The organism is Noviherbaspirillum sp. FW303-A3, from assembly GCF_058788695.1.
Genome location: NZ_JBYTAZ010000001.1, coordinates 2284318 through 2300614 on the forward strand (window position 1 = coordinate 2284318; position 16297 = coordinate 2300614).

The 16297-nt window shown below is 63.4% G+C and carries 11 protein-coding genes and 1 riboswitch; of the genes, 3 read left to right on the forward strand and 8 right to left on the reverse strand.

Going from position 1 to position 16297, the window contains the following annotated elements; translation table 11 throughout:
• Window positions 1-95: 95 nt before the first annotated feature.
• A complete protein-coding gene (locus AC3WOY_RS11215) occupies window positions 96-641 on the reverse strand; it encodes an RrF2 family transcriptional regulator (protein WP_492423702.1) in 546 nt (181 codons plus the stop codon).
• A gap of 437 nt (window positions 642-1078) precedes the next feature.
• On the opposite strand from AC3WOY_RS11215, the gene AC3WOY_RS11220 reads away from it, so the two are divergent.
• Window positions 1079-1711 (forward strand): LysE family translocator, encoded by a 633-nt coding sequence (locus AC3WOY_RS11220; protein ID WP_492423704.1) that lies wholly within the window; start codon window positions 1079-1081, stop codon window positions 1709-1711.
• 52 nt (window positions 1712-1763) lie between these two features.
• Here the strand turns inward: AC3WOY_RS11220 and AC3WOY_RS11225 are convergent, their stop codons facing one another.
• Window positions 1764-4484, reverse strand: coding sequence for an MtrB/PioB family outer membrane beta-barrel protein (locus tag AC3WOY_RS11225; protein ID WP_492423706.1), 2721 nt, complete (start codon window positions 4482-4484; stop codon window positions 1764-1766).
• 37 nt (window positions 4485-4521) lie between these two features.
• Window positions 4522-5592 carry a DmsE family decaheme c-type cytochrome gene (locus AC3WOY_RS11230; protein ID WP_492423708.1) on the reverse strand — a complete coding sequence of 357 codons (1071 nt, stop codon included), beginning with the start codon at window positions 5590-5592 and terminating at the stop codon, window positions 4522-4524.
• Window positions 5593-5983: 391 nt separating this feature from the next.
• On the opposite strand from AC3WOY_RS11230, the gene AC3WOY_RS11235 reads away from it, so the two are divergent.
• The gene (locus tag AC3WOY_RS11235; RefSeq protein ID WP_492423710.1) at window positions 5984-6880 is read left to right on the forward strand and encodes a LysR family transcriptional regulator; all 897 of its coding nucleotides are present in this window, start codon (window positions 5984-5986) and stop codon (window positions 6878-6880) included.
• A gap of 66 nt (window positions 6881-6946) precedes the next feature.
• On the opposite strand, the gene AC3WOY_RS11240 is transcribed toward AC3WOY_RS11235, so the two are convergent.
• The 4 genes from AC3WOY_RS11240 to AC3WOY_RS11255 all read right to left on the reverse strand — a co-directional run bounded on the left by AC3WOY_RS11240 (window position 6947) and on the right by AC3WOY_RS11255 (window position 13623).
• Window positions 6947-7327 (reverse strand): hypothetical protein, encoded by a 381-nt coding sequence (locus tag AC3WOY_RS11240; protein ID WP_492423712.1) that lies wholly within the window; start codon window positions 7325-7327, stop codon window positions 6947-6949.
• Window positions 7324-7758 carry a MotA/TolQ/ExbB proton channel family protein gene (locus tag AC3WOY_RS11245; protein ID WP_492423714.1) on the reverse strand — a complete coding sequence of 145 codons (435 nt, stop codon included), beginning with the start codon at window positions 7756-7758 and terminating at the stop codon, window positions 7324-7326. Before AC3WOY_RS11245 ends, AC3WOY_RS11240 begins: the two co-directional genes overlap by 4 nt.
• Entirely contained in the window at window positions 7755-12110 is a 4356-nt protein-coding gene (locus AC3WOY_RS11250) for a cobaltochelatase subunit CobN (protein ID WP_492423716.1), read from the reverse strand. Before AC3WOY_RS11250 ends, AC3WOY_RS11245 begins: the two co-directional genes overlap by 4 nt.
• Window positions 12111-12216: 106 nt before the next feature.
• A riboswitch (cobalamin riboswitch) is annotated at window positions 12217-12420 on the reverse strand.
• A gap of 81 nt (window positions 12421-12501) precedes the next feature.
• Window positions 12502-13623, reverse strand: a complete 1122-nt coding sequence (locus AC3WOY_RS11255) for a mandelate racemase/muconate lactonizing enzyme family protein (RefSeq protein WP_492423718.1) — start codon at window positions 13621-13623, stop codon at window positions 12502-12504.
• 291 nt (window positions 13624-13914) lie between these two features.
• Between AC3WOY_RS11255 and AC3WOY_RS11260 the strand changes: the two genes are divergently transcribed.
• A complete protein-coding gene (locus AC3WOY_RS11260; RefSeq protein ID WP_492423720.1) occupies window positions 13915-14388 on the forward strand; it encodes a bacteriohemerythrin in 474 nt (157 codons plus the stop codon).
• A gap of 84 nt (window positions 14389-14472) precedes the next feature.
• Here the strand turns inward: AC3WOY_RS11260 and AC3WOY_RS11265 are convergent, their stop codons facing one another.
• Window positions 14473-16149, reverse strand: a complete 1677-nt coding sequence (locus AC3WOY_RS11265; RefSeq protein WP_492423722.1) for a methyl-accepting chemotaxis protein — start codon at window positions 16147-16149, stop codon at window positions 14473-14475.
• Window positions 16150-16297: the final 148 nt, after the last annotated feature.

Here is a 16297-nt window from a genome sequence, read left to right on the forward strand (position 1 = left end):
GGGGCATTGCGCAGGTGCGCAAGAGCTCGCTCGGCACATCCGGCGAAGACCGAGAACGATTTTGAGTGCGGGGGAATGCGGCTTAGCGCCGCGCTCTATGAGGCGGGGGGGCCGGGCTTCTTGGCCCGGCGCCCGGGCTTGCGGCTGCCAGTACGTTCGGTTGTCCAGTCATGAACTTCAATGAAGAACTTTCTTGGCGCCTTACGGATGAAGGTTGCTGAGACTTCGGCGAGGGAATGAGCCGCCAGCTCGTCGCGCATCGCCTTTTCGGCCTTCAGCATGACCTGATGCACGCCGCAGACGCCGCTAGTTGCCCAGTCAGGCGCCGTTGCTCCGAATACGGCGCAGCGGCTGCGAATTTCCTGGCAATCGAACAAGGGCTTTTCGCCCTCAATTGCGTCAACGATTTGCAGAAAGCTTATCTTTTCCGGTGGTCGCGCCAAGCGGTAACCGCCTCGCACACCTTCACAGGCCGTAACAATTCCTGCCTTCTCAAGCTTGGGGAAGATCTTGGCGACGAAGCTGACAGAGATACCCTGCAATTCGGCCAGATCTCGACTGCTCAATGGCTTATCGCCTGAGCCAACGAGCCATAGGAGGCAGTGGATGCCGTATTCAACGCTAACAGTGAGATGTGCCATAACGCAGACTATATCTGTCGCCGTTTAAAAATTCAAGTAAACGGCGACAAATATTGTCCGCGAAAATAAATTCGTATTGCGATGAACTAATCGAGCCCGCTTGCAGATGCATTCAGGGCATCAAAATAACTGTCTGTGACTGAATGGCGGGAACGGTCACTCGGAACGCACCCTGTCCTGCGGCACCTGATCTATTCATTGCAGCGAGCGTAGGGTGCGCTCCGCGCACCATTTCATCTTCTCGGGTGGTGTTCAATCCCTTGTACATGCATTCTTCGGACCGGTGCGCATGGCACACCCACCGCTTGCTCCATCTTCAAAATAGCCAGCGGCAGTGATGACGCTCGCCGATCGGCGAGACCTGCTATGCTTTTCCCCGTTTTCGCCGCGTTTCGTGGCAACGTCCAATTCCAGGTTTCGCAAGGAGTAATTCGGAAATGAGTATCCAGACATGGTGGCTGTTCGTCATGATGACTTTTGTCGTGTCGGCGACGCCAGGGCCAAACATGATCATGGTGATGAGCCATAGCGCGCGCTTTGGGTTCCGTGCCGCACTTGCCACCATGGCGGGATGCATGACTGCACTGCTGGCGATGATGAGTCTTTCGGCTGCGGGGCTGGGTGCCTTGCTGCAAGCCTTTCCGTCCGTGTTTGACGCCTTGCGCTGGGCAGGTGCCGCCTATCTCGCCTACCTGGGCTTCAAGAGCTGGCGCGCGCCGGTACACGGGGAAGCGGCGCCGGTGTCGACGGCGGCCGCCGTAAAATCGCCCGGCGCCGGCCATCTCTATCGCCAGGGATTGTTCGTCGCCGCCAGCAATCCGAAAGCCATCCTGTTTGCGGCGGCCTTCTTTCCCCAGTTCATCCGTTCGGAACTGCCGCAGGTGCCGCAGTTCGACATCCTGCTGGCGACCTTCACTGTCATCGAAGTCGGCTGGTACCTCGTGTATGCCGGCAGCGGCCACCGCCTTGCGGCCTATCTGCGCAGCGCGCCCGTCCTGAAAGTGTTCAATCGGATTACCGGCGGCGCGTTCATCGGCTTCGCGGCAGTGATGGCGACAGCGCGCAACTGATCATCGGGCCCGACGCCGAAGGGCAGCGATGCGACGCACGAGGCCGCCTGCGTCACCTCCCGTTCGCATCGAGCGTGTATTGCAGGAATACCCCGACAACGTTCGCGCTGTAGTTCTGCGGTCCTGCATTCAGGAACACCATGTTGTTGTACACGTTTTGCAGGCCGTCGTAATGCCAGTCGGTGAACTTGGCCTTCTCGTAGCGATGGAACAAGCGCCAGGCCATGTTCTTCGCCACCTGGTAGCGCAGGCCGGTCTCCAGCACGTTCTGGCGGAACAGGCTTTGCGGCATACCGCTGCCTGCGGTGGCGGCCAGCGCGGGCGAGGCCAGCGCCGCCGCAGAGGCGAACTCGTAGCCGATCGCCACGCGTGACAGCGTGATCGTGTAATTGCTCTCCAGCGTAAACTTGCCGAAGCCGTAGCGGCCGCCGAGGCCGAACGAATGGCTGTTGTCGCGGAAGGCTTCCGACCAGGCGTTGGCGAGCGGGTAGTTCGCGCCGCCGGCGTTGGCGTCGTTGTTCCCGGCCATGTACGGACTCGATGTCGAATCGTTGATGTTGGCCTGGCGTTGCCGCGACCGCTGCAGGCTGTAGTGCGCGTAGGCACCGGAGGTGGGCGAGGCGTTCCAGCTCCAGTCCGCGTTCCAGCTGGTGATCCGTTCCACGCTGCGGCCGAACGCAGCGTCGTTGCCGTTGTCGATCAGTTTCCCTGAAAGCATCAGGTCCATGTCCTGGCGCAGGATGACATTCATCCTTGCGTTGACGATGTGCTGCTTGCGGTCGGCCAGGTCGAGCTTGCGAAGCTGTGCCAGCGTGTGCGGCGGCAGCGTCATCAGGTTGCCGGAGTTCGTGCCCTGCGTGGTCGGCATCGCCGCGGCCGGACTCAGGATGAACGGTTCGTACGGATCCGGGTTGTACTCGCTGCCCTTGCGCTCGCCGTATTCATACGACAGGCGCAGCGTGGCCCACGGGATGTCGCGGTTGTTGAACGCGACACGGAAGCGGTCTTCCCAGGTGCGGTCGCGTTCGCGGTGCGCGCGCGTATATTCCTCGCGCTCGTAGCCGAGGGAAACCGTGGTGCGTCGTGCAAGGCGGTAGTCGCCGTCAAAGCTGTAGTTGTCGCGGCGGTATTCGAACGGGATGCTGCGGTAGCGGATCGGGAACACGGCGCGCACCACGTCGATGCTGCCCGACGGCGTCACGATGGTGCCGGTCTGGTCGCTGTAGATGCCGCTGTAGCCCTTGGCGTTGACCCACAGGCCGCCGTCCAGGGCGACGTAGCCGTATTGTCCGGTCAGCGGGTTGTAGGCAACGTAGCTGGTCTTGTTGTCTTCCGCATAGCGGCGCAGCTTTGCCCGCAGCGTCAGGTCGTCGGTCGGCTGTATCGAGCCGCCGATCTGGCCGAGCCAGGTATCGATGCGCGCGTTGGCCGACTTCTGGCTGAGCGCGTCCGTGGTGTTCCACAGGTTAGCGTTGAGCACCGGACTCGCCGAGGCGGCGCCCTGGCTGGTGAACGGCGTCGGGTTTGCCAGCGGCGTGCTGGCGGAGGAAATCGGCGTCGAGGCCAGCAGGCCGGAATTGGCGACCGGCGCCAGCAGCGCATCGTCCTGCACCATGCGGCCGATCGACAGCACCCCGTTGATCTGTCCGCGCATCGGCAGGCCGCTGCCGCCAAAGTCCAGCTTGAGGTGGTTGAAATTGTTGTCAGGCGCGAGATCGGTCCTGCCGTACTTCAGGATGCCGGGGCCGTTGGCCGACGAAAACGGGTTCTCCCAGGTCAGCGCATCGATATGGTTGCGGAAGAAGGAACCGGTGTAGGTGAGGTTGGCCTGCAGGTTCTCGCGTGCCCAGCGCAATCCTGCGACTACGTCGTGCGTGCGGTAGTCGATCGGTTCGATGGTCTCGACCGCCGAACCGCCCGGCAGGTTGGTCGCGCTGCCGCCGGCCGCCGTCACCGCAGTGACGAAGCCCATCGTGCCGCCGAAGGGGCGCGCGCCCTCGCGTTTTTCCTGGCTGTAGCGCAGCAGCAGGCTGGTGTCGGCACCGAATTTCGTTTCCGATTCGAGGCCGACCTTCTTGCGGCTCAGGCCGAGGTCGACATCCTGCAGCGCGCGCAGCATGTTCTGCGCATCGGCTTGCTTGGCCGCCGGCGTGTTGGCGCGACCGGCCCCGCCGGGTGCGAGGCCGAAGCCCTCGCGCAGCGTCAGGTTGCCGGTGCCGGCGCCGTCGAAGATGGTTTTCGTCTGGTCGCCGAAGGGCTGCTCCAGTTCGTTCGCGTAGAACTTGACCTTGTACGCGTTGTACTTGCCATAGACCGCGCGCAGGTATTGATCGTCGCGCCCGAGACTGCCGCCGGTCACGTCGAAATAACGCGCCTGCGCCTCGTTCTCCAGTCCTAGATTGAAGCTGTTGAGCAGGAAGCCGTTGCTCCAATCCTTGCGCTCGCTGAACTTCGCCGACTTGTCCGGCCCGTTGACGTGCAGCACGCCGGCTTCCGCGTTCAGCCGCGCCATCCAGCCGTCGGCATACGGCACCATGACCGGCGGTTCGTAGGGCCAGCTATAAAGCAGGCCGGTGGGCGTGCGTTCCAGGTCCGGGATCATCAGGGACTTGCCGCGGACATCTGGCGTGGCTGCGGAAACGGCGCCGCGCGGCGACAGGGTGCCGGCGAAGACGGTATCCGGTCCGGCGGCGGAGTCCGCCATGGCCGAGCCGGCGAACAACTGGGAAACAGCCAGCGCGATCACGCGCGGCACGAGTCGTTGGGTTTTCATGATCTATTCCCTTATGGCTAACGGTGGCGACGGAACATCAGCGATGCATGCGCACGCCGGACGGATGGTTGGAACCGTGGATCTGCGCGTGGCAGTTCTGGCAGTTGCGGTTCAGCGCACGTCCGTCGGGCGTGCCGCCCGCCGCCGTGTTGCCCTTGGTGAGGAGGTCGTTCGGATGCTGCACATGGGTGTGGCACTGCTGGCACAGGAAGGGGCGCGGCACCGACAGCAGCTTTTCATTGTTCGAGCCGTGCGCGTTGTGGCAGTTCATGCAGTTCTCGCGCACCGGGGCGTGCTCCCACACGAAGGGGCCGCGCTTTTCGGTGTGGCAGGTGTAGCAGAGCTGGTTGACCGAATCGGCCTTGAGCAGCGGGCGGGTCGGGCTGCCGTGCGGGTTGTGGCAGTCGACGCAGGACATCTTGCCTTCATTGACCGGCATGTGCGAACGCTTGTTGAACTCGCCGCGCTGCTGCTGGTGGCAGGTGTAGCAGGTTTCGGTGATGCTGTTTTTTGCGAGCAGGCCGGTGGCCGACGCTTTCGACATCGGGTTATGGCAGTCGGTGCAGGCAACCTGGCTGGCCTGGTGCATCGAGCCGCTCCAGCCGATGCGCTGTCCACCCTTGTGACAGGCCAGGCACTGTCCGTTCTGCTTTTCGAGCGGCGTGTCGCCCTTGCGCGTGAAGGTGATCAGCGCGCTCTTGTCGGTGGCGTTTTCCAGATGGCGCGAACCGGGGCCGTGGCAGGCCTCGCAGCTCTTTTTCTCGAGATCGGTCTTCGGGTTGAGCTTGAACGCCTTGGCATGGGTGGTGTGCGCCCAGTGCTCCTTCTCGAGCGAGTGACAGGCGACGCAGCGTTCTTCGCCGACGTAGGTCGCCTCGGGTTTCTTCTCGGCGGCGGCCGGTGCAGGAACAGCCTTGGTGTCGGCCTGCGCTAGCCTGGTGACGGCGGGCTGCGGCGATTTGTCCTGGCGGAACAGGTCGAAGATGCGCTGCCCCGCGCTCGGGGCAGCTTGCGCGGCCGCGGTGCCGGCGAGCGCGTATCCCGCGCAGAGCAGTAAGCAGAGTAGCGTCGCGACGAACGCGCCGGGTGTCCTTTTGATACGTGACATGACGTGGCTCCATGAGAAATTTCCACGGATGGTAAGAGCGCCGGGTCACGAAAAACCGCGTGTGCGGATTTCGAAAAATGCAATCGAGACTTGCGCAAAACGGATGTCGGCGGGACGCGGACAGCGCGTATCGATGCGCGCGAAGTGCCATCGAAGGCTTAGGCTGTCCTCCCAGAGGGGGCGGCGAAGTCCGCCTGCTGAAGCCGTATGGCGCATTGGTGCGGAAGCACTGCATGCGCGGCGATTATCAACATCCGACGAATAATGAATTTCAGCCGGAGTGCTTTTTCCTTCTGGAACCACCGGCAATAATCGCCCACGCGAGAGAGGGGAATGGCAAGCCCTCGCCCTCCTCGCACCCCGTTCTCACGTCAATGGATTGGTGTTACCGATGGACCGTTTGATGGCAATGCAGGTGTACCGCTCCGTGGTGGATGCCGGCTCGTTCGCGCAGGCGGCGAAGATGTTGCGGCTCTCTGCTGCTTCGGTGTCGCGCCATGTGGCCGATCTCGAACGCCACCTGCGCGTGACGCTGCTGCGCCGCTCCAGCCGCGCGCTGCTGGTGACGCAGGTGGGCACGACGTACTACGCACATTGCTGCGAAATCCTCGACCGGCTGGAGGAAGTGGAAGGACTGGCGGCGCAGACCAAGGCGGAGGCGCGCGGCCATCTCGGCATCAGCATGCCGGCGGGGTTCGGCGTGCACTATGTCGCGCCGCTGCTCCCGCGCTTCATGGAGCGTTATCCGGAAATCGAGATCGACGTGTGGTGCAGCGACGATTTCGTGGATTTCAGCGAATCCGGCATCGATGTCGCGATCCGCATCACGCGCGAACCGGAAAGCAACCTGATCGCCAAGGAAATCGCGCCGGTCCGCTGCGTCGTCGTAGCGTCGCCGGAGTACCTGGCGCAGCGCGGCGTGCCGGAAACGCCCGACGACTTGCGCGATCATGCATGCATGGCGTATGCGCACACCAGATATGGCGCCAACTGGGTCTTCTTCCGCGACGCCGAAGAGATGACGGTGCCGGTCAGGTACCGTTTCCGTTCCAACTGCGGCGGCGTGCTGCGCCAGGCCTGCCTCGCTGGAAAAGGCATTGCGATCGAGCCGGTCTTCATGGTCGACGACGACCTGCGCAGCGGCAGGCTGGTCGAACTGCTGCCGGATTACCGGCTATATGCTTATCGCTGCTACGCAGTGTATCCGCAGGACGGGCGGAATTCGGTGCGGACAAGTCTTTTCGTCGATTTTCTCCGCGCGGAGCTGCCGGCTTTGCTGCCCGACTAGCGTTCGCTTCGTCCTGCAGTCCCGCCTGGCGGTTAGCATGGCGTACCGCAGATCCGTTTGCTGGAGTTATTGATTTTGTTTGCGATTGATTGTCGAACCCTGTCCGGTCAGTGTTCGATTCTCATTCCCTGAGGCAGTCGCATCGATCAGTACCAGCTTGCCGGTTTTGGGATCGCGAAATACTTCGCCGACCCGATCGTAGCCGCTGCCGTTTTGGGTAATGCCGCTGGCCGGGCGCTCGATTTCGCGGCCCTTGTCCACAGGCTTCGGTACCTTGAGTGCGCTTTGCGTGCCGGCCGCCAATGCCGCCAGCAGCCCGCAAGCGAACACCAGCATCACGTCGACCAGGTTGACGAGACTTGCGCGCGGGTCTTCGTCGTGGTCGTCGAAGCGGGCATCGAGCCGGGAATAGAGACGCAGGCGTTTGCGTGGCTGGCGGTCGCTCATTCCATTGCCTCCAGCGTTTCCTCATACCAGCGACGGCGCAATTTACCGATGACCAGGCCGCCGATGCCCGCGACGAGACCGAGCACCGTTGCGTCGAAGGCGACGGTGACAGCGCTGGCAAGTTGCGCCGGATCGCCTTTGCCAAGTGCGGCGAGTCCCGGCCCAAGCGGAATGATGGTGGCCATCAGGCCGAGCATGGGAGGAATTCGGGCGAGCAGGTCGGCGCGTTCAAGGCGATGGCGAGCGACGCGTTGCACGTGCAGCACATCGCCGGCGGCCCTGAGCCTGGCCAGGCCATGGAAACGTTCGCCGGTGGCGATGCCGGCTTCTATCAAGGCGATCGCACAAGCCAGCAACAATGCGGCCAGTGCTGGGGCAAGCAACCAGGTGACGGCTTCATGCAGCCAGGTAAATGACATCAAGTCGGTCATTGAAGACTCCTTTTATGTGAATGGAATTGCCCGCCGCGCCACAGGCCGAAGGCAAACAGGGCGAAGCCGGCGACAAGAAGGCCTAACAGGTTGACGATGCGGACGGCAGGATTGCTTGCCGGCGCTTCCTGGTCGATGAGTTCGTAATAGCGCGAAGGTGCTTCAGTGGCGGCGGGCGCTGCGGCGCTTTCATTTCCACCGGCGGGATTGGGGGTCCTTTCCGCCTTGGCTGCCATGGCGGCCGGCGCAACAGCAGGGAAGTCGCCTCGCGCCTTGTCCAGCGTCACGCCAAGTGCCCCGGCATCGGCGGCGTCGAGCTGTGGGGCGAGCCATTGCCACATCGGGTGGTCAGGCGCCGTATGGCCGCTGCCGGGCAATCCATTTCTTGCAACCAGCCGCGCCAGTTCGCCCCCCATCTGCCTGATGGTCGCGGTGTCGGCCTTCCAGAAACCTTTTTCGGCTGCGACCATGAAGATGGCAAGCATGTGTGCCTTGACATGGGCATTCTGCCCCTGCCCGAGGAACTGCGGCAGGCCGAGTGTTTTTGCATCGTCGAAATAGACGGCTTTCACCTCATCCCAGGCCCAGTTCTTGACCAGGTCCGGGCGGGTGACTTGCCAGCCCCACAGGTTTTCTAGGAACTCCGTCCCCATCGTGCGAGCGCCCGCGTAGCCGTGGTTCATCAATGGCTTGAGCCAGGCGGGGTTGAGAAAGCGGCCGCGCAGTTCGCCCAGCAGTGCGGTGGCCAGCGGTTCGACATCGGCACGGCCGGGTTCGGCGTGCTGCAGGATCAAGGCTTCAGGCGGGTGTCCGGTGCGGCCTTCGACTGCCAGCGACAATCCACCGAGGTAGTCGAAGGCGTCGTTGTTGTCGAGCAGGCCGTACAGGTTGCTGGCGCGGCCGTGATAGGTGCGGGCGATGCCCACGAGTGCGGTGTCGAAGGCGGCATGACTGGCTTCCCCCGTATCGGCAAGTCCATACGCATGGCCCATGCGCTTGCGGTATGCACGCCCGATCTCGTCGCGTTCGCGCCAGGCACCCGAGCGTTCGGTCAGGCGGTTGACGCCGGTGCCGTAGGCGCCGGGAGCGTCACCGAAAATGCGCAGCGCGGCGGCGCGGCCGGCTTCGGCAACTGGCAGCCCGGATTGTTCGAGTGCAGCGAGGCGGTTCAGCCATTCGCGCGCAACTCGGTTGTCGTTCACCGCTTCGCGCCCCCATGCGGCCGTCGGCACCGGCGCCAGCGCGGCACCCAGCGCATCTTTCAGGTCCGGGCGCTGCTCGATCAGGCTGGCGGCAGATGCGGCCAATGCCAGCCGTCCCGCACGGTCGATGAGGTGGATCAGGTTGGGATACAGGTCGCGGAACAGTCCCGAGGTGGTGACGATCACGTCGCGTCGCACGACTCCCTGCTTGAGGCGCACATCCGTGACGATACCGCGCGCGTTCCACACCGGTTCGGCCCCCATCAGCGCGAGCGCGAATGCCACCATCACGCCTTCGTCGCGAACAGCGTCGGACGCCCAGAGGATGACGCCTTCCGATCCCGGCGCCGATTTGTCGCGGGCCACGGCCTTGCCGGCCAGCGATTCTCCCAGCCGGTACCCGACGCGGGTCGGCAGGATGTCGCCATCAACGGCGTGGAAATTGCGGCCGGTCGGCAGTGCCTCCGGCGAGCGCAGCGGGTCATTGCCTTTGCCGGGCGCGATATACCGTCCGTCCAGGCCGGCCAGCAGGCCCAGCATTTCGAGCCGTGGCGAGTCGGCCAGCTTGCGGCTGATCGCCGGATCGTCGATGCCGCCTTTTTTCATGGAATCGAGCATCAGGTCCAGCGATGGCTGGCTCCATTGGCGGCCGAAGATATGCAGGCCGTAGGGCATGAATTTTTCCTGCAGCTTGGTCAGGTAGTGGCCGATTTCGTGGGCCAGCAGATCATCGTCGGCCGCGTCGAAACCGATGCCGCGTACGGCCAGGACATCGGCCATCGAGGCTTCCAGTTCGGCTTTCAGGTTCAGCGCCACGACTTGTTCCCGCATGGTGCGGGCGGCCTGGGCCTTGAGCGATTCGCTGGAGGCGGCTTCGAAGCTTTCGACGACCTGGCGCAAGGCCAGCAATTGGTCATAGAGCGGTGTCGAGGCGAGCGGCGGCGTCAGGTGATCGACGATGACGGCGAGACCGCGCCGCTTGGCCTGGGTGCCTTCGCCGACGCCATCGACAATGTAAGGATAGATGCCGGGCAGATCGGCTGCGATCAGGCTGGGATAGTCGTCCGCTGCCAGTCCGACGGCTTTCCCCGGCAGGAATTCATATGTCGAATGCCGGCCGACATGCACGAGTGCATCGGCCTTGAACCGGTCACGCAGCCAATGATAGAACGCCAGGTACTGGTGCGGCGGCGTGACGCTGGTATTGGCGTGCAACAGTTCCTCGTCAACCTCCCAGCCGCGCGGCGGTTGCGGGCCGATGAAAATGTTGCCGAAGACGATGCCCGGCACCAGCAGCTTTCCGCTGTCGGCCATGATCCTGCCCGGCGGCGCGCCCCAACCCTTGAGGCCTTCAATCCCGTAGCCGGTCAGGCGGCGGACGGTCGCGGCAAGCGCGGCACAGCGGCGCTGCGGATTGTCGGCGAGGCAGGCGAGATAGCCGGTGTCCAGTGCCTCCAGATCGCGGATAGCTTGTTGCCGTTTCGGATGGTCCGCGCCTTCAACCAGATGCCGCAATTCCTTCAGTATGGCGTCGGCCCGTTTGCGGCCCGCGGCACGCTCATTGGCCGCCTCCGCTTCGAGCACCTCGGCATGCAGGCGGCCGAGGGGACCGTCCATCATTTCGCCCTGTACGCGGCGCGGCAGCGTCGCGAACCAGCGGGCGTAATCGGCAGCCGGGACGCTGGCCACAGAGGCACCAAGCTCGCGCAGTGCGCTGCGATCCTCCGGCAGGTTTACGCCGTGCGCCATGATGCGGTCGAGCAGGGCTTCAGGCGAAGCAGGCAACTCGCCTGTCGTGTAACCGGCTGCCTTCAGGGCATGCAGCATGTCGAACAAGGAAGCAGGTACGTCGAGGTTGTCGGCGCCAATGTTCTGGCGGCCAGGCGGATGGTTGTAATAGATGATGGCAATACGCTTGTCGCGATTTGCCTTGCCGCGCAGCGTCAGCCAGCGATGGACACGCGCCGAGAGGAGGTTGATTTCCGCATCCAGTGCGACGGGCGGGCGTGTCTCGATGCCCGTCACGCGATCCAGCCGGCTTCTGCCGAGCGCCGAGACGACGACGGGCTGGCCGATACCCTGCAATTCAGGCAGGGCAACACGATACTGAACGGAGTCGGCAGGCAGTCCGTCCGGCGACAGACGCCACTGGGTTGCGTTGCGTTCAGTCAGACGGATGGCCTTGAAAACGGGTACATCGAGTTTCTTGAAGGCGTCGATCACCGCTTCCCGCCCTTCGGCGGCGCCTACGACGAAGTCCTGCAATACGATCAGCGCAGCGGGCCGTGCCGGTGCAATCAGCTCGGGCAAGCGTTCCAGCACATCGCGCGATGCCGTTCCCCAACGGGTCAGGATCTGCACGCACGGCAGGCCGCGCTGTTCGATGCGTTGGCAGAGCGCAGCGGGCGTGCCGGCATCCATGTTGGCGAGGTCCAAGACCACGACGCTGTGCATCGGGCCTAATCCAAGGGATGCCCCTGCGCTCCTCGCCGATGTGTCACTGAACTCTTTGCCGCCGACGCGCATGCGCAACGCCGGCTCCGGCTTCGGGACCGGCAACGACTGCCGCGGGTCGAGCAGATGAGCAAACAGCGCCGCCATGTTTTCGCTGCCCCAGGCCTGCCAAACTTGGCGGGCGGCCAGCCACCGGCGGGCTGTCGGGTGGGCGCCGGCTGCATGCAAGGCCGATACGGGCGGGTTTTCCTGTGCCAGCTGGAACAATGTATCGGCGGGGAAGTTGCCCAGGCTTCCGGAGCGATCCGCACCGAGGTTGCGGCTCATCAGGTTCAAGCTGGATTCCCCATTCATGGCGAGCACGGCAGTGTGCGGGCGTGCATGGCGCTCCAGGGCATCCTTCAGACGACGCGCCGGGTCGCCGAAAACAGCGGCCGCGAGCACGCTGTCAGCCTGTCCTATCCATTGGCCGAGCTGCCTGTCGCTCGCGGCCATCAGTTGCGCTGGCGTGCGCAGCACGATGCGATCATCGGGGTGACTTGCGAGGTGACGGTGTGCGGCTTCGATGGCGTTTGGCGCCGCACGTTCGGTTACCACTCCGAACAAGGTTGCGGCCCAGCTCTGCGCGCCTGCGGCAAGAAGGATGGCGCAGACCAGATAGCGGGCGAAATGAAAGTCGGTTGAGCGGGCCGGCATATTCTTCTGACGGTGTACTGAAAGGCACCAGGCCAGGAGAAAAAAGCTCACGCGAGCCTGCCGGACGGCAGACATCAATGAAACCTTTCCCATCACCCCGGGGATTGGTGCGGCTATGCTTCAGGCCGGTCTTCTGGCTCGCCTTCATCCTTCCCCGACCTTCCCATGCCAATGCACAGTGGTGTTTTCGGAGTCGTCAGGCTTACAGCAGCGGGGGCTGCGCCGGAATGCCTGATCGCTCAGAGTCACCGGCTTCCCGTTTCACTCGCTCGCAAACAAGGAGCAAGTCACCTAAAGTGACGGCAGTATAACGCAACATTACGCGATGCCCGCGCAGGGTGTGGAGACGTGGACAGGATCAGCAATACCCCCTCGTTCACCCGCTGCCGCGTCAGGTCATGCGGTAATCGCGAATGACATCCTGATCCGGCTCAATGCCAAGCCCGGGCCCCTGCGGCACCTCGATGGCGCCGCGCTTGGGGATGATGGCGTCGCCGTACAGCTGCGCCTCCAGGTCGAAGTAGCGCCACTCGACCAGCGCATTGGGACCGCCCAGTGCGGCGCTCGCATGCACGCTGGCGAGCAGTCCGGGACCGTCATAGAACGTGTGCACCATGACGGTCGTGTTGTGTGCGCTGGCCAATGCGAATACCTTGCGCAATTCGGTGATGCCGCCCATCTTTGCCGGACTCGGCTGCACGAAATCGACGGCCTCCGCTTGCAGCAGGTGCTGGAATTCCATCAGGGTCGATGCATTCTCGCCGGCAGCAACAGGAATGCCGCCTTCGCGGCGCACGCGTGCAAGGCCGGCGACATTTTCGGGAGGCCATACCGGCTCTTCGAGCCAGCGCAAGTGATAGGGCCGCAGTCTGCCGGCCATATCGAGCGCTTCCCGCACCGTCCACGGACAGTTCACGTCGAGGGTGATCTCGATATCGTCCCCGGCTGCCTGGCGCGCGGCGTCGACGCAGCCAATCGCCACTTCATGCAGCTTGAGATACCGGTAGCCATCGTTCAATGCGCGACGGACATTTTCCCGCACCAGTTCGGGGTCCGAGTAGCGGATCAGGCTGGCATAGCAGGGCAGGCTGTCCGTGTCGCTGCCGCCGAGCAGCTGATGCACGGATTGGCCAGCGATCTTGCCTGCCAAATCCCATAGCGCAATATCCAGCGCGGACAAACCGAACATGATGGCGCCGCTGCGCCCGAAGATGTGCAGCGTCACCTGAAGCTCATGCATGAGCTTCTCAATCAGCGAGCAATCGCGGCCGATGCAAAGCGGCGCGATGATCCGGTCAACTGCGGCCTTCACCGCCGGGACTGCAGTGAAGCCGAAACTTTCTCCCCAGCCGACCAGCCCCTGCTCCGTGGTGACTTTCACGACCAGGGAATCGACCGTTTTCAGGTCCTTGCCGCCCCAGGCGCCGGTATCCGACCGGCCTCCTGCGGTAAACGGGATACGCAACGGAATGGCTTCGATTGTGGCGATCTTCGTGCTGGCGGCTGTGCTCATGGAAGCCCCTATTCCAGTACAGCATGATTGAAACGCGTGCTGACCCGTCGCGCGCGATTTTCAGTGTATACGCGCACCTGGAAATTACAAAAACAGCATTGATCAGACGGAACAAGCGGCATAGTTTCCATGCATCAACCAATTGATGCGCCGTATTTCTTGACCTGGATCACCCTTTTTCAAACATGTTCCAGCAGGTACCCGATTGGCGCGAAGGCACCCCATATTCATGGGATGAATGAAGTGTGCGCCGATGCTTTAATGCCCCAAAAATGACATCCGTCCCCTACCGTGCAAGATCTTCACTCCTCATCCCTCCGGCCGATCATTGCCTGGTCCGACATCCTGCTCGTCGGCCACGCGCAGATCGACGCCGACCACCGACGCATGTTCGAGATTGCGGACCGGCTCCATGCCGGCATTCGGGAAGCACGCAAAGACTTGCTGGTGCGTGAGGTGATGGTGGAATTGATGGACTATACCCTGACGCATTTCGCGCGCGAGGAAGCCTTGATGAAAGCAGCGAGGTTTCCCGGACTGGAGGATCACCGGTTCGAGCATGAGCTCATTTCGTACCGTCTTCGCAACCTGCAGCGTGAGGCTTACAGCGGACGCGAAGGTCTTGCCGGCGAACTTGAAGTCTTCCTCGACCGGTGGCTGGCCCGTCACATCCTGACGTCCGATGCACAGGTCGCGATCGCATTGCGCGAAGTGCCGGCGACGCAGCATCCGTCGCCGGCTATTCCGAAGTGTCCGCGGCACTGACCGTCATGGGTGCGGCCGCCATCATCATCAGGATCGTCAGGAAGTAATCCGGGACGGTTTCATCATCGCCGCCCCGGGCGGCTGTCAGCGCCGCAAACGCAGGGCAGTCTTGCTTTTCCCCGGCAATGCAGGATAGGCGCGCGCCGGTTCCGCCGCCGGAAGCGCGAGCATCGGCGCATTCTGGCGCAGCCCGTCATCGCTCACGTGGAACACCGATACGGCCTGTACCAGTTCCTCGGCTTCCTTCTTCAGGTTCTCGGCGGCGGCCGCCATTTCCTCGACCAGCGCCGCGTTCTGCTGCGTGACCTCGTCCATCTGCGAGATCGCCTCGCCCACCTGCGACACGCCGATGCTCTGCTCGTTGCTGGCCGCGCTGATCTCGCTCATGATGTCCGTCACGCGGCGAATGCTCGCCACGATTTCCTGCATCGTGCTGCCGGCCTGGTCCACCAGTACCGTGCCCTGCTCCACGCGCTCCACGCTGGCGCCGATCAGCGTCTTGATCTCGCGGGCCGCCTGCGCCGAACGCTGCGCCAGCGAGCGCACTTCCGCCGCCACCACCGCGAAGCCGCGCCCTTGTTCGCCGGCCCGCGCCGCTTCCACCGCCGCATTGAGCGCGAGGATGTTGGTCTGGAACGCAATGCCGTCGATCACGCCGATGATTTCCGAAATCTTGTGCGAGGCTTCGTTGATGCCCTTCATCGTCGATACCACTTCGTCGACGATGCCGCCGCCCTTGACCGCGATCGCGCTCGCGTCCTGCGCGAGCTGGTTGGCTTCGCGCGCACTGTCGGCGTTCTGCTTCACCTGCGAGCCCAGCTCTTCCATCGACGCCGCCGTTTCCTCCAGCGAGCTGGCCTGCTGTTCGGTGCGCGCCGACAGGTCGTTGTTGCCCTGCGCGATCTCGGCGCTGGCCGTGGCCACGCCTTCGGCATTGCGACGCACGTTGCTGACCACATTCGACAGGCTGTCCTGCATCACATTGAGCTGCGCCATCAGGCTGTGTTGATCACCCCGCTGCAGTTCGATGCGCATGGCGAGGTCGCCCTGTGCCACGCGTTGCGCCACGGCGGCGGCTTCCGACGGTTCCGCGCCGAGCTGCCTGAGCGAGCGCCGCACGATGGCGCCGATGACGAAGAACAGCGCCACCTGCAACACGCCCTGCCCGATCCACAGCAGGATGTTGAAGCGGCGGATCGCCGCCAGGTCGTCCTTGATATCGAGCGTCACGCTGGCCGCGCCGAGGACGGCGCCTTCATCCACCGCATGGCAGTCCAGGCACTTGCTGCTCCTGAACTCCTTCATGGCAATGAAGGGCAAGACGGCGCGCAGCGAGGCCTCGCTTCCACTGTCGGTCATCTTGAAAGCCGGTTTGCCTGTCGCCAGCACGGACTTGTCCAGGTCATCGACCGGCTCCTGCTCAGGCAGGCCGGGACCGAATTCGTCGTTGGTCCCCTTGCCGCGCACGATGCGCAGTTCCTTGATGCCGTCCGAGATGCCGATCTGCTTGATGAAGCGCGCCTTGGCCTTGGCATCGCTGATGACATCCTTGCCGGCCACGGTGACGTCCATCAGCGTGTTCAGACCGTTGATGGCGCCGTCGGCCACCGCCGTCGTCCGCTCTTTCGCCGCGATCAGTTCGCGCTGCTCGAACTGGTTCGACACCCAGTGCTGCACACCGATGAGGACAACCAGCAGGAAACCCTGGATGAGAATTTGCAGTTTGCGTTGCAGGCCAAGCCGACTCCACCAATCAGACATGCTCTTTCTTCCTTTGCAATTCGGTGACCGGCTCGCCATGCGGTCTTCCGCGCGCGCCGCAAACAATTTCAAACCACGCATTCAAGCCTAAAGAACACGTTCATCAGCGGCAATGGGGCGGCTTGATTCACGTCAATCCGCCGCGCAA

Bases quoted from the DNA above. Each gene is read 5' to 3' on its own strand.
- AC3WOY_RS11235 (WP_492423710.1), top strand. From the start codon at position 5,984: ATGGACCGTTTGATGGCAATGCAGGTGTACCGCTCCGTGGTGGATGCC.
- AC3WOY_RS11255 (WP_492423718.1), bottom strand. From the start codon at position 13,623: ATGAGCACAGCCGCCAGCACGAAGATCGCCACAATCGAAGCCATTCCG.
- AC3WOY_RS11220 (WP_492423704.1), top strand. From the start codon at position 1,079: ATGAGTATCCAGACATGGTGGCTGTTCGTCATGATGACTTTTGTCGTG.
- AC3WOY_RS11245 (WP_492423714.1), bottom strand. From the start codon at position 7,758: ATGACCGACTTGATGTCATTTACCTGGCTGCATGAAGCCGTCACCTGG.
- AC3WOY_RS11230 (WP_492423708.1), bottom strand. From the start codon at position 5,592: ATGTCACGTATCAAAAGGACACCCGGCGCGTTCGTCGCGACGCTACTC.
- AC3WOY_RS11215 (WP_492423702.1), bottom strand. From the start codon at position 641: ATGGCACATCTCACTGTTAGCGTTGAATACGGCATCCACTGCCTCCTA.
- AC3WOY_RS11250 (WP_492423716.1), bottom strand. From the start codon at position 12,110: ATGCCGGCCCGCTCAACCGACTTTCATTTCGCCCGCTATCTGGTCTGC.
- AC3WOY_RS11265 (WP_492423722.1), bottom strand. From the start codon at position 16,149: ATGTCTGATTGGTGGAGTCGGCTTGGCCTGCAACGCAAACTGCAAATT.
- AC3WOY_RS11225 (WP_492423706.1), bottom strand. From the start codon at position 4,484: ATGAAAACCCAACGACTCGTGCCGCGCGTGATCGCGCTGGCTGTTTCC.
- AC3WOY_RS11240 (WP_492423712.1), bottom strand. From the start codon at position 7,327: ATGAGCGACCGCCAGCCACGCAAACGCCTGCGTCTCTATTCCCGGCTC.